This is a genomic window from Deefgea rivuli DSM 18356 (assembly GCF_000620145.1).
GTDB lineage: Bacteria > Pseudomonadota > Gammaproteobacteria > Burkholderiales > Chitinibacteraceae > Deefgea > Deefgea rivuli.
Map to the genome: position 1 here is coordinate 50279 of NZ_KK211081.1, position 12517 is coordinate 62795.

General features: G+C 50.9%; 11 protein-coding genes. 7 read left to right on the forward strand and 4 right to left on the reverse strand.

Annotation, left to right across the window (positions count from 1 at the left end):
* The first annotated feature begins 87 nt into the window (after window positions 1-87).
* The 5 genes from earP to Q320_RS0110175 all read left to right on the forward strand — a co-directional run bounded on the left by earP (window position 88) and on the right by Q320_RS0110175 (window position 4578).
* The gene (gene earP / locus Q320_RS0110155; RefSeq protein WP_027468907.1) at window positions 88-1230 is read left to right on the forward strand and encodes an elongation factor P maturation arginine rhamnosyltransferase EarP; all 1143 of its coding nucleotides are present in this window, start codon (window positions 88-90) and stop codon (window positions 1228-1230) included.
* A gap of 118 nt (window positions 1231-1348) precedes the next feature.
* Window positions 1349-1912, forward strand: a complete 564-nt coding sequence (locus Q320_RS0110160; RefSeq protein WP_027468908.1) for an elongation factor P — start codon at window positions 1349-1351, stop codon at window positions 1910-1912.
* Window positions 1913-2172: 260 nt separating this feature from the next.
* Window positions 2173-3501 (forward strand): DUF3422 family protein, encoded by a 1329-nt coding sequence (locus tag Q320_RS0110165; protein ID WP_027468909.1) that lies wholly within the window; start codon window positions 2173-2175, stop codon window positions 3499-3501.
* A 121-nt stretch (window positions 3502-3622) separates the two neighbouring features.
* Window positions 3623-4096 carry a DoxX family protein gene (locus tag Q320_RS19425; RefSeq protein WP_051534652.1) on the forward strand — a complete coding sequence of 158 codons (474 nt, stop codon included), beginning with the start codon at window positions 3623-3625 and terminating at the stop codon, window positions 4094-4096.
* Complete coding sequence (locus Q320_RS0110175; protein WP_027468910.1) at window positions 4093-4578, forward strand: peroxiredoxin family protein; 486 nt, start codon at window positions 4093-4095, stop codon at window positions 4576-4578. Before Q320_RS19425 ends, Q320_RS0110175 begins: the two co-directional genes overlap by 4 nt.
* A 67-nt stretch (window positions 4579-4645) precedes the next feature.
* Here the strand turns inward: Q320_RS0110175 and yiaY are convergent, their stop codons facing one another.
* The 4 genes from yiaY to Q320_RS0110200 all read right to left on the reverse strand — a co-directional run bounded on the left by yiaY (window position 4646) and on the right by Q320_RS0110200 (window position 10488).
* On the reverse strand, window positions 4646-5797 hold the full coding sequence (gene yiaY, locus Q320_RS0110180) for an L-threonine dehydrogenase (protein ID WP_027468911.1): 1152 nt from the start codon (window positions 5795-5797) through the stop codon (window positions 4646-4648).
* A gap of 268 nt (window positions 5798-6065) precedes the next feature.
* Entirely contained in the window at window positions 6066-7049 is a 984-nt protein-coding gene (locus Q320_RS0110185) for a patatin-like phospholipase family protein (protein WP_027468912.1), read from the reverse strand.
* 151 nt (window positions 7050-7200) lie between these two features.
* Complete coding sequence (locus tag Q320_RS0110195) at window positions 7201-7992, reverse strand: MOSC domain-containing protein (RefSeq protein ID WP_027468913.1); 792 nt, start codon at window positions 7990-7992, stop codon at window positions 7201-7203.
* 189 nt (window positions 7993-8181) lie between these two features.
* Window positions 8182-10488: a DNA internalization-related competence protein ComEC/Rec2 gene (locus Q320_RS0110200; protein ID WP_027468914.1), complete on the reverse strand. Its 2307-nt coding sequence runs from the start codon at window positions 10486-10488 to the stop codon at window positions 8182-8184.
* A 70-nt stretch (window positions 10489-10558) separates the two neighbouring features.
* On the opposite strand from Q320_RS0110200, the gene Q320_RS0110205 reads away from it, so the two are divergent.
* Together Q320_RS0110205 and Q320_RS0110210 are read left to right on the forward strand one after the other, a co-directional pair.
* A complete protein-coding gene (locus Q320_RS0110205) occupies window positions 10559-11734 on the forward strand; it encodes a UbiH/UbiF family hydroxylase (RefSeq protein ID WP_027468915.1) in 1176 nt (391 codons plus the stop codon).
* Window positions 11735-11775: 41 nt separating this feature from the next.
* Window positions 11776-12504 carry a DsbC family protein gene (locus tag Q320_RS0110210; RefSeq protein ID WP_035853442.1) on the forward strand — a complete coding sequence of 243 codons (729 nt, stop codon included), beginning with the start codon at window positions 11776-11778 and terminating at the stop codon, window positions 12502-12504.
* The last annotated feature ends 13 nt before the right edge of the window (window positions 12505-12517 follow it).

A 12517-nucleotide genomic window follows, 5' to 3' on the forward strand; every position in this document is an offset into this window, starting at 1 on the left:
TCAGCACTAGATTAAGCAAGATTCAAGGCCTCGGTTTCGCCGAGGCCTTTTCTGTTGAAGAAACTAAAAAACTATCGGAAATAGCACGTGCAAACTTGGGCAATTTTCTGTCGCGTTGTCGACAATTTTGGCGATATTGGTGTCTGCTGGCGTTTGGCGCGGCAACTCGCGAACGAGCATGCACTGGACGTCACTTTATGGGTGGACGATCTAGCCAGCTTTGCCAAAATTCGTCCTGAAATTAATTCCAACTTGGCAACGCAAACACTAGAAACGGTGACGATTCGGCATTGGCCAGAAAACTGGCCTGCAGCTATCCCCGCCAGCGATGTCGTTATCGAGACTTTTGCCTGCGATTTACCGCCCGCCTATATCGAGCAAATGCGCACCCATGCGGCAGCAAACTCGACAGCGCCCATCTGGATCAATCTGGATTATCTCAGCGCCGAAGATTGGGTCAGCGGCTGCCATGGCCTGCCCTCACCGCAGAATGGGCTGAAAAAATATTTTTTCTTTCCCGGCTTTAATGAGAAAACCGGCGGGCTGATTGGCGAGCAAAGTATGCGCCAACAACGCGCCGCGTGGACAGCAAGCGATGCCGCAGCGCTGCGCCAACGACTGGCTCCCAAACTGCCCGTAACAAACGCTGACACGCAATATTTTTCACTGTTTGCCTACGAAAACCCAGCGCTCAACGCATGGCTAGAGCAGCTCAAAGACAGTCCGTCACCAATTGTGCTCTTTGTACCTGAAGGTAGGGTATTGCCACAAATAGAACAGCTATTAATGCTTGGTGAGCTACACACTGGGGAAGTATATCAATACGGCGCAGTCAGTCTCGCCATCTTGCCCATGCTCAGCCAAGACGATTACGACCGGCTGCTGTGGAGCTGTGATTTGAATTTTGTTCGCGGCGAAGATTCGTTTGTGCGCGCGCAATGGGCGGCGTTGCCAATGATTTGGCAGATTTATCCGCAGTCGGAAGACACGCACCTTGAAAAGCTGGATGCCTTTTTGCAGCTGTATCTGGCTGATTTGCCACCGGAACTCGCTACAGCGCTGCGCGACTTTTATTACGCGTGGAATCAAGGCGGCGACATTGCGCAAAGTTGGAGAATGCTCAATACCGAGCGAGAAATTTTGCGTCAACATGCTAAAAACTGGGCGAAGCGACTAGCGGCGCACGGAGATCTTGCGACTAATCTGGTCAAATTCACCCAATCCATTTAAAATGGCGGATTGTGTCGAGCGCGTTTTAAAAGTACTGAGGTTTCGCACTTCAAAATCGCCGCACTCTTAAAACTTGTTCTTCAATTAATCCCGCTTTTAGGTATGTAAAAACATGGCAATCAAAACTGCACACGAAGTTCGCGCTGGTAACGTCATCTTGGTTGACGGCCAACCTTTGGTCGTACAAAAAACTGAGTTCTCAAAATCAGGCCGTAACTCTTCAGTAGTTAAAGTAAAATCGAAAGGTCTGTTGACAGGCTCTGGCTCTGAAGTCGTTTACAAATCAGACGACAAATTGGAAGTTGTGACGCTCGAAAAACTCGATTGCACCTACTCATACTTCGCAGACCCAATGTTCATTTTCATGGACGCAGAATTTAACCAACACGACGTTGAAGCCGACAATTTGGGCGACACCCGTGGCCTGATCGTTGATGGCATGGAAGATCAATGCCAAGTGACTTTCTACGATGGCAAAGCCATCTCTGTTGAATTGCCAACCGTGGTTGTGCGTGAAGTTGAATACACTGAGCCAGCGGTTCGTGGCGACACTTCAGGCAAAGTAATGAAGCCAGCTAAACTCAAAGGTACTGACTTTGAATTGCCAGTAGCGGCATTCATCGAAATCGGCGACAGAATCGAGATCGACACACGCACCAACGAATTCAAAAAACGCGCTTAATTGCGGTCATTTGAATGTGAAAGCCACCGATTTGTCGGTGGCTTTTTTATTGCACTCAGTTTTATTGCAGCACATAAAAATCAACTTCATCTGCACCAAATTAGCGCCCTGCCGCTTACCCCTCTAATACATCCATCATGTATTTACTCCTAGCCATTACAAAATAAAGCCTATGTTCATATACCCTTTATGAACCACATTGGCATGGCTTGTGCTACGTAGTCTGTGCTGCCGCACAACGGCACTCATTGGAGACGACGATGCACACCACAACCCGCGCATTCGAGCTCAAGCTGCACGAACATCCACAACGCCGCAGCATTGCCAACGAAGCTCACACTTATCCCTACCCGCGCCTGCCGACACCGGGGCGAATCAGCCATTTGGCTTACTTAAATCATCATCTGAGTTTGGCGCATGAGCTGTGGCTGTTTACGCAATTGGCACAGCATTACGGCCAAACGCCACCAAGCGCGAGCGCCAGCCATTTCAATTTGGACTTGGGCGATTGCCAAGTGCTGTGGATGCGCTATAGCGAGTTTTCTAGCTTTAGCGTTAGCGCGCCGTTGACATCAAATAAGATCAACAACGAACCCTTTGCACAACCTGCGCTGGCCGAATTGCCCGCCGAATGGCTGTCGCAATTACCGGGCAATATCTTGGTCGCCACGCATGCGATTGTATTGCCGCAAGCGCAATCGCCGCTGACTGTCACGCACATCGCGCGCGACTTTTTTGCGGGCAATGAGTTGATTGGCGCGGAAATCGGCGAAGGTGCGGGCATGGCGTACAGCGATTTCCAAACCGACGCCAATGGCTTCACGCATTACGTGCTAGTCGATCGTTTTATGGGTCGCCGCCAAGCTGGGCGCATGCTGCAACGGCTGTTTGATATTGAAGGCTACCGCACGCTGGCGATGCTCGCGCCGCCCTTGGCGCAATCGATTGCACCCGAACTGGCTAGCGCAGATCGGCAGTTAGCCGAGCTAATTAGCCAAATCTCCGATGCGCGGCAAGCCGATGAAGCGAATTTGCTCGATCAATTGACGCAACTGGCAGCGCGCGTCGAAGGCGCGCTATCGCAAACCGATTACCGCTTTAGCGCCTCGCATGCGTATTTTGAGATTGTGCAAACGCGCCTCGCCGAGTTGCGCGAAGTGCGAATCCAAGGCATTCCGCCATTGACGCAATTTATTTCGCGCCGCCTCACGCCAGCGCTAGAGCATTGCGCGGTCGTGGCACGGCGGCAACGTGAGCTCGCCGAACGCGTCAGCCGCGCGACTTTGCTACTACGCACCCGTGTTGATATTAGCTTGGAGCAACAAAACCAAAGCCTGCTCGGCGCGATGTCGCAACGCGCGGATTTGCAATTGCGGCTGCAAGAAACTGTTGAAGGTTTATCGGTCGCGGCGATTACCTATTACATCGTTGGTTTGCTGGGCTATGGGCTCAAAGGACTCAAAGCCGGTGGCTGGCATGTGAATGTTGAAATCAGCACTGCGATTGCGATTCCCATAATCGTGGCGACCATCGCATTGGGTCTGCGGCGAATGCGCCGGCATTTACAACGTAAATCAGCAGCGCATTAAGCGCTCAACAGGGCTGCGTCAGCGCAGCCCTGACCGCTAAAAAAAATTCACTGGCCGACTTATGTAAGAAAACGCGCCGTACTTCGACTATATTAATGAATCCCATACTTGGACCATTTTGATGTCACGACTCGACTGTTTAAAGGCACTGATTACGGCCAAACCGCTCAGTGCCCTCGCGCCAGTCGCAGACTTGCTGCTGCGCCTCTATATCAGCAAAGTTTTCTTCCTGTCTGGGCTGACCAAAATTCAGGACTGGAGCACTACCCTATTTTTATTTAGCAATGAATATCATGTGCCCGTCTTGCCGCCGCTGATTGCCGCAATCGGCGCAACGGCTGGCGAATTATTACTGCCCATCTTGCTAACTCTGGGGCTATTCACAAGATTATCTGCACTGGGGTTGTCGGCATTAAACTTAACTGCAGTGTTATCTTACTACTATGTATTGAAAGATATTCCGTCAGCATTACAAGATCACTTAGAATGGGGGCTGATGCTGTTGATCATCGCCTGCGTGCCCCTCTGCCGCTTTGGCCTTGATACACTGATTCAACGCTCTTGCCACCAACCCCCATCCGAGATGCAAGCATGAAAAAAATCCGCCATTGGCTTATTGCCTTATTTTTATTGAGCCAAGGTTACGCCGCCGCAGCACAAACGCTAGAAGGCGTAGATATCATGAGCGGAAAACCCGTTTCTTTACAGCAATACAAAAATCAAACCGTGCTACTGGCTTTTTTTAGCGCGGGTTGTGATGCCTGTGTTTACAACTTAAAACTGATTCGTGAGTTTTATAAATCGAATAAAAAAAGCCAATTTTCGGTGATTGGGATTGGTTTAGACAAAAAACCCGAACACTTTAAAAACTACGCGCAGCTCGTCAATGTAACAACGCCAAAGGACGAACAATTTCCACTCGTTTGGCGCAATGCCTCAGATTACAAAGACAGCTTTGGCAGCATCAAGCGCGACCCAAGCTTAGTCGTCATTGGCAAAAATGGCGAAATCACGCTCAAACGCGAAGGCATTATTCAAGACAGCGATTGGGATGATATTTGGACTTCCTTGCAGTAGAGCTAATACTTAAGCATGAAAAAGCCGCTTTAAATTCAAAGCGGCTTTTTCTATTTCACCGAATCAATTACAAAGCGGCGCGGTAAATTTCGCAGACTTCATCGAATGTCGGCTGTTTTGGATTGGTCAGACCACACGCGTCTTTCAGTGCATTGGCAGCCAGCGTTGGAATGTCTTCCTCTTTCGCGCCCAATTGCGCTACACCCGTCGGAATGCCCACATCAACTGAGAGTTTACGAATCGCAGCCAAGCACACATCGGCAGCGGCATCGTCGGTCAAACCAGTAGTCGTTTCACCCATCGCGCGTGCAATATCGCCTAAACGTTTGGCGCACACTTGCTTGTTATACGCCTGAACATGCGGCAACAGGATTGCGTTACAAACGCCATGTGGCAAATCATAAAAACCACCCAGCTGATGCGCCATTGCATGCACGTAGCCGAGCGATGCATTATTAAACGCCATCCCCGCTAAAAATTGCGCATAGGCCATTTGCTCGCGTGCAGCGATATCGTCGCCATGCTGCACCGCTTGGCGCAGCGACTGACTGACAATCTCAACAGCTTTGAGCGCGCAAGCATCGTTAATCGGCGTCGCTGCAGTCGATACATACGCTTCAATCGCATGCGTTAACGCATCCATACCCGTTGCCGCAGTTAATCCTGCGGGTTTAAGTAGCATCAATTCGGGATCATTCACCGACAAAATCGGCGTCGTGTGCTTATCAACAATCGCCATTTTCACATGGCGAGATTCGTCAGTGATAATGCAAAAGCGCGTCATTTCACTGGCCGTTCCCGCCGTCGTATTGATCGCAATCAGTGGCAACTGCGGTTTGGCCGAACGATCCAAGCCTTCGTAATCTTTAATTTCACCGCCATTAACCGCCACCAACGCGATGCCTTTAGCGCAATCATGCGGTGAGCCGCCACCGAGCGAAATCACGCAATCGCAGGCATGGGTTTGCAGCAGCGCCAAACCGGCGGCCACATTCGCTGTCGTTGGATTCGGATGCACGCCATCAAACACCACACAATCCACCCCTTGGCTGGCCAATAAATTGGTCACGCGTTTCACCAAGCCAATGCTGACCAAGGGCGCATCCGTCACCAATAACGCTTTTTTAAAGCCATAACTTTGGATGGTTTTCGCTGCGTCGCTTAAACAGCCTGCGCCCATTAAATTCACACTCGGGATAAAAAAAGCCGTCGTTGCCATGATATCGCCCTCATCAAAATCGAAATGTTGTCATCACAGACTACGCTGATTTTTCAAGTAAGAATTTGCGCTAAGTCATGGCCAATTTGTGCAGTTACACCTTCTGTGTACAAATCACACTAGAGCGAACTTTGCTTCAGACTGAAGCAAGAAATTAAGGATTTATCTTTAAATAAAAATTAAAGGGTATAAGCAGCTAGGCATCATTGATCAATACCTAGCTAGCTATACCCTTTTAATTCAAGAAAAATTTTGCTTGTCGAATTATTTAATTGGCATTGAAAATCCTGACTGCATCGCGGTAACCCGCCTCAGTGCGGCGCGCTAAGGATTTGCCTGAAAAGTCTAAAGTACCTTCTTGTGATTCAGGCTCATCGTTAGTGATGACAATCGGATCTTCAAAATAGCGATATTTCTGAATTCGCAAAAACCCTGCTTGCTGGCGAATGCTCGAATCGGCAGCCAATTCCTTATCCAAAGCGGCTGCGAGTTCAGTCAACTCGTTATACGTTTGCATTTGCGCCATATCGCCTAACGTTTTATTCGAGAAGATAATTTCCAGCATCCGATCTTGCACTTGCGCTAAACCATCGGGCAATTGGCCTTTCAATGGGAATAAATTAATAATCACGAATCGAGTGGCGCTGCCCACCGGCAACGCATCAATCATCGCCCTCAGCGGCGCATTATCAAACAGGCCACCATCCCAATAATGCAGCCCGTCAATCTCCACGGGTGGGAACATCGGCGGAATCGACAAGGAAGCAATCACATGCTCAGCCGTAATAATGTGTTGGCGATTGCTAAAAATCTCGACATCACCCGATTCGATTTGCACCGCCGATAATTGCAGCTCGGTCGCTGAGGCATTCAGTTTGTCAAAATCGATCAGCTCATGCAGCAGCTCGCGCAATGGATCGGCCGAATACAACGCTGTCCAGTGTTGCATGTTCCAGTAATCATGCCGCAAGCGCGACATATGCGGATTGCCCAGCAGCGCCCGATTTTGCTCGAACACCTCAGGCAAAAATGGCAGATGCGGCACGGTGAGCTTTTCCCACAGCGTATTGAGCGCCGCAATCGGGTCGGCATCACGCGAGCCGACCAGCACCGCCGCATTCACCGCACCAATCGAAACACCAGCGACCAATTGCACTGGCAGCCTATTTTGCTCGCCCATATAGCGCAACACGCCCAGCTCATAAGCCCCCAAAGCCCCACCGCCTTGCAATAACAATGCTATTTCTTGCATCGCAATAACCCCGAACAATCTTAAATAAAAACTCAGTTTAGCTTGCTAAATTTGAAATATTTTCACTAATGACGGCCGTAGGCAAAAAAATAGCGCGGCAGTCAACTGCGGCGCTATTCACAATCATTTTTCTTTATAAGGCTTTAAAATTTTACGCCAGCACTTCAACCGGCATATCCAGCCGTAATTCGCCCTCATTCAGCGCGATGATGTTTTGACCAAATAGCACAGCACCAGCGGTTTTTCTAAATTTGGCAAGGCTACGTAGAGGCTCTTGATCGGGAGATCGCTCTGCGGTATCTGGGTCCAGCGTCGTCATAATGCAGCGCTCGCAAGATTTGCCGATTTCAAATTCAATCTCGCCAATTCGAATCCGTTTCCAGCGGTCTTCAGCAAACGGCTCGGTATTGGCAATGACCAAATTCGGGCGAAAACGCAGCATCGATAACTCGCGCCCGACGCGGTGGTTCAATTCGCGCAGCGAGCCTTCGCCAATCAAAAGTAAAGGATAAGTGTCGGCAAAACTAACTGGAATTTCAGCGCGATTTTTTAAGCGTCGATGACTGGCAGGCCCAGTCCACATTAATTGAACTTGCTTACCCAAGTAAGCCGACAACCACGCATCGGCATCCAGCGCACCACGGCGAGCGAGAAACTCGGTTTCCCACACGTCGGCAATATGGTTTTCGCCAAAATTGCCCAGCGGCACAAAGAGGTCGACACACTGCGGCGCTTTCAGCCAAACGCCGTCGGGCGTGGGCTCAGCAGAAATCAGCAACAAGCGCGGCTCGGTGCGGCCCGTAATATATTTACCCTCAGGCGTTGCCACCATCCATTCCCGATCAAATTGCAGGCCGCGCAAAGTGACATGACTGCTCGTCAATGCTTGGGCGCGGCATGATTTAAGTGGGTAGCGATATAGCGCGGCCAGCGTCATGGTCATGGTGGATTTCCAGTTATTACAGAGAATGAAACCGTGTACGCGCTAAGCACTTTGAGGCAAGGTCAAAAACGGAGTCCACGAAAGGCACGAAAATCACGAACATCACGAACAATCGCACGACAAAACGTCATATTATCCCTTGGTTTTCTTTCGTGCCTTTTCGTGTTTTTCGTGGACAAATGGCTGTGCTTAGCGCGTCTGGGATGTCGCAGTGTACCAATATCGTGGCGCAATGGCGCGTTGCTGCTGCACTTGGATTTGCTCACCCACTACAAAACGAATTGCGCCCATTTGATCGGTACGCAACAGCGCCGCACCAGCGGCCGCATACCGCGCCTCCACTTCTGGCCGTGGATGCTGGAAATGATTCATAAATCCGGCAGAAAACACCGCGTACTGGGGTTGCAAAGCACTCACAAACGCATCGGACGACGAGTTTTTGCTGCCGTGATGCGGCGCAATCACAATGTCTGTCGCTGGCAAACCCGCCGCCAATAATTCACCCTCCTCCAATCGGCCAATATCGGCTGGAATCAACAGACTGTGCCAGCGATTACTGATGCGCAGCACGCAGCCTTTAGCATTGTCGTCACGTGCCGAATAATCCGGCCGCAGCCACAATAGCGCAAATTGCACACCATCCCAATCCCAATGCTGGCCAGTTTGGCAGCGCTGCTGCGCGATGGATGTATTCAAGAGTGGATGCAAATCCGGCAGGCTATGCACAATTTGGGTAACGGCCACAGACGCAGCCGGATCGAGCAATATCGCTGCCGCGCCGATATGATCGTTATCATTATGCGATAGTAAAAGCACATCCAACTGGCGTATCCCAGCTTGGCGCAACACCGGCAATAATACGCGCTCACCATTGGGCGCTTGGCCGGTATCAAATAGCAGCGCATGATTTTTCGTTTGCACCAACACACTCAAACCCTGGCCCACATCCAATACTTGAGCCATAAATTCATTCGGGGCTATTAATTTTTTCGGAGTAAAAAACAGCGGAAAGAGCATCACCCAACCCAGCCAACGTGCTGGGATACCTCGGGGTAATAACAGCAAGGCCATACCCAGCATGGCTAGTGGCAAGATACCCATAGAAGGCGTAACAAACTGCAAATCAGGTATCGGTAAGGCCAAACAGCGCAGCAAGAACCAATCGACCACGGCAAATAGCCGCTCTGCCCAATGCAGTAGCGTTCCAGTTGGATCAAGCAAGCCTAACAAAGCCAAAGGCGTAATCAATAAACTCACCAAAGGAATCGCCAGCGCATTGGCCAGCGGAGAAATCAGCGGAAATTGCCCAAAGACCAATAACAGAATCGGCATCGAAGCCAAAGTTGCCGCCCACTGCGTACTCAACCACACATGCCACTGCTTAGCTTCGCCAATCCGATTTGCGCCCGACCAAATCAAATAGCCCACCACAATAAACGACAGCCAAAACCCAACCGACAGCACCGCAAATGGATCAAACACCACCACCGCCAACAATGCCCTCGCCCAGATGCTGCTGACCGCCATCGGTTTAGCACGCCACATGCACAGCGCAGCCACCAAAAGCATCAACACCGTGCGCTGCGTCGGCACCGCCATTCCAGCCAAGAGGCTATAGAAAAGCGCAGTGATCACGCCCGCAATCAAAGCGGCGCGTTGCGCTGCAAATCGCGAGGCCAAAGCTGGAATTCGCCGCCACACACAGCGCACCATGCCAGCAGCAATCGCCGCCAGCAAAGTAATATGCAAACCAGAAATACTAATCAAATGTGTGATGCCAGTTTGTGCAAAGCGCTGCCACTGCGCTTTGGGAATCCCGCCCTGATCGCCTATCGTCAACGCGACGATGACGCCTTGATATGGCGCATCGTGAAGTAAAAATTGAATTCGCTCGCGTAAATGGGCGCGCAGCCGCAGCAGCGCATTGGCCTGCCCCGGCAAGCGCTCAGCCGACTTGAGATTTGCAGTCGCCGCGATATTTTGTTGCAAAAACCAGCTTTCCAAATCAAAACCTGCCGGATTGACTGCGCCGTGAACCGGCTTGAGTTTGAGCGCCAAACGCCAGCGCTCACCTGCAGCGACTGCGCCGATTTTGTCATTGCCATACACTTGAATCCGCGTGGGCTGCCAGCCAGAAATCGGCTGCGTTGGTGTAAAAATAAAGCGCTGACCAAATCGCGTTTGCTGCGGCAAATCACTGACATAACCCTCAACGATCTGCGTTTTCCCAATTAAAGGACTGGGAATCCGCTGTGCCATCCGCCATTCAGCACGCCATTGCGCCCAAGCAAACCCCAAACTCAGCGAACAAATCCCAATCATCGCGTAGCGCAATATAGATCGCTGTGGCGGCAAAAATCGCGGCAAACCTATCAGTGTTAACGCCAAGCTAAGACCGAGCCACGCCAACCACGTTGGCGGCAAAGTCGCTTGCATTTGTAGCGTAATAATCCCAAGCACAAAGCAAGTAATAAAGAGTAAATAGCGGCTCAACATTTTTTCAGCTTAGCCGTCAAAGCCATAAATCGCCTTGCAACAATATGAAGGGGTGATAAACTCATCCCCCATGAAGAATTACGACGCTGATTTGATTATTGTGGGTGGCGGCTTGGTGGGCGCGGCGCTGGCCTTGGCACTCAAAAACACCTCGCTATCGATTATTTTGCTCGAAGGGCGCGAGCCTGCGCTGGATTTTGATTTGGCCAGCTGGGATCAGCGCGTCTACGCGATTAGCCGCGCCAGCCGAAAACTACTCACGAAGATCGGTGCATGGGAACGCGTGCGTACTGAACGACTCTCACCGATCACAAGCATGAAAATTCGCGGCGATGCGCCCAACGCCAAGCTGGAATTTAACGCGCTAGAAAGCGGCGTGGACGAGCTGGCCTACATCGTTGAAAACCGCGAACTGCAACGCGCACTGTGGCTGGCGCTGGCCGACAGCGCCAATGTACAAATCATCACGCCGGCAGAACCCGAATCACTCGCCATCGACCACGATGCGGCAACGCTAACGCTGAGTGATAGCCGTGAACTTCGCGCACGTTTGGTGATTGGTGCTGACGGTGCGAATTCTTGGGTGCGCCGCCAAATGCAGATTGAAGCGCACAGTAAACCGTACGCACAATTTGGCGTCGTCGCGAACTTTTCCTGCGAGAAACCGCACTACGGCGCGGCGCAGCAATGGTTTAAAACCGATGGTATTTTGGCGTGGCTACCGTTACCACAGCAACAAATGTCGATGGTTTGGTCGTGCGACGAAAGCCAAAAAGACGAATTACTCGGGCTAAAGCCCGAGCTACTGGCTGAGCAGGTTGCAGCTGCGGGTCATCGTGCCTTGGGCGAGCTGAAATTAGTCACGCCGCCAGCGGCCTTCCCGCTCAAGCTCATGCAAATCGAAACCTGCGTTAAAACACGCCTAGCGCTCGTTGGTGACGCCGCTCACACCGTCCACCCGCTCGCTGGTCAAGGCGTTAACCTTGGTTTTGGCGATGTGGCAGAATTGGCCAACTTACTGACAAAAACGCATCCGGAACGAATTGGCGACCTCTTGGTCTTAAGGCGATACGAACGCGCCCGCCGCGAATCGGTCTTACTGATGCAAACGGTTTGCGATGGTCTTCAGCAATTATTTAATAACCAAAACCCGATTTTAAAAAGCCTGCGCAATTTCGGGCTGGGCTTTACCGATGCATTACCATGGATTAAACGGCAGCTCATCCGCCATGCCATGGACTCATGAACAAAACGAATCAAATTAAACGATTAAAAATAAGGATCATCATGAAACACTTCACACGTACCCTGATTGCTGCTGGCATGATCGCAATGACCGCATGCAGCGCGAATGCCGATGCGCCGCCAAAAGAACTAAAAGCCACTTTAGCCAAAAAACTCGGCCAGCCAGTTGATTCAGTACGTGAAACGCCGATCAAAGGCCTGTATGAAGTGGTACTGGGTAAACGCCATATTGTGTATTCCGATGCCAAAGGCGAATACGTTGTGGTCGGTGATATGGTCAATGTGGGCACGAAAAAAAGCCTGACCGAAGCACGTATGGCTGAGCTAAATAAAACTGACTTTGCCAAGCTACCCTTTGCCGACGCAATCAAAGAAGTTCGCGGCACAGGTAAGCGTCAACTGGTGGTATTTTCTGATCCAGACTGCCCATTCTGCAAGCGCCTTGAGCAACAGAGCTTGGCAGGGATCGACAACGTCACCATCCACACTTTCCTAATGCCACTCGCAGGCTTGCATCCCGATGCAGCGCGTAAATCTGAGCTAATCTGGTGCGCCGAAGATCGCACCAAAGCATGGCAAGACTTTATGCATCAAGGTAATTTGCCAACAGGCGGCAAGACCCAGTGTGACAATCCAGTGGCTCGCAGCATTAAACTCGGTGAGTCACTCGGTATCAATGGCACGCCAGCGCTGATTTTTGCTGACGGCCAAATCGTCTCCGGCGCTATTCCAAAAGAAGAAATCGAAAAAATCTTCGCAACGCAAAAATAAAATTGATATCCAA

Coding starts and splice junctions, on each gene's coding strand:
- Q320_RS0110175 (WP_027468910.1), top strand. CDS start 4,093: ATGAAAAAAATCCGCCATTGGCTTATTGCCTTATTTTTATTGAGCCAA.
- Q320_RS0110165 (WP_027468909.1), top strand. CDS start 2,173: ATGCACACCACAACCCGCGCATTCGAGCTCAAGCTGCACGAACATCCA.
- yiaY (WP_027468911.1), bottom strand. CDS start 5,797: ATGGCAACGACGGCTTTTTTTATCCCGAGTGTGAATTTAATGGGCGCA.
- Q320_RS19425 (WP_051534652.1), top strand. CDS start 3,623: ATGTCACGACTCGACTGTTTAAAGGCACTGATTACGGCCAAACCGCTC.
- Q320_RS0110205 (WP_027468915.1), top strand. CDS start 10,559: ATGAAGAATTACGACGCTGATTTGATTATTGTGGGTGGCGGCTTGGTG.
- Q320_RS0110195 (WP_027468913.1), bottom strand. CDS start 7,992: ATGACCATGACGCTGGCCGCGCTATATCGCTACCCACTTAAATCATGC.
- Q320_RS0110210 (WP_035853442.1), top strand. CDS start 11,776: ATGAAACACTTCACACGTACCCTGATTGCTGCTGGCATGATCGCAATG.
- Q320_RS0110185 (WP_027468912.1), bottom strand. CDS start 7,049: ATGCAAGAAATAGCATTGTTATTGCAAGGCGGTGGGGCTTTGGGGGCT.
- Q320_RS0110200 (WP_027468914.1), bottom strand. CDS start 10,488: ATGTTGAGCCGCTATTTACTCTTTATTACTTGCTTTGTGCTTGGGATT.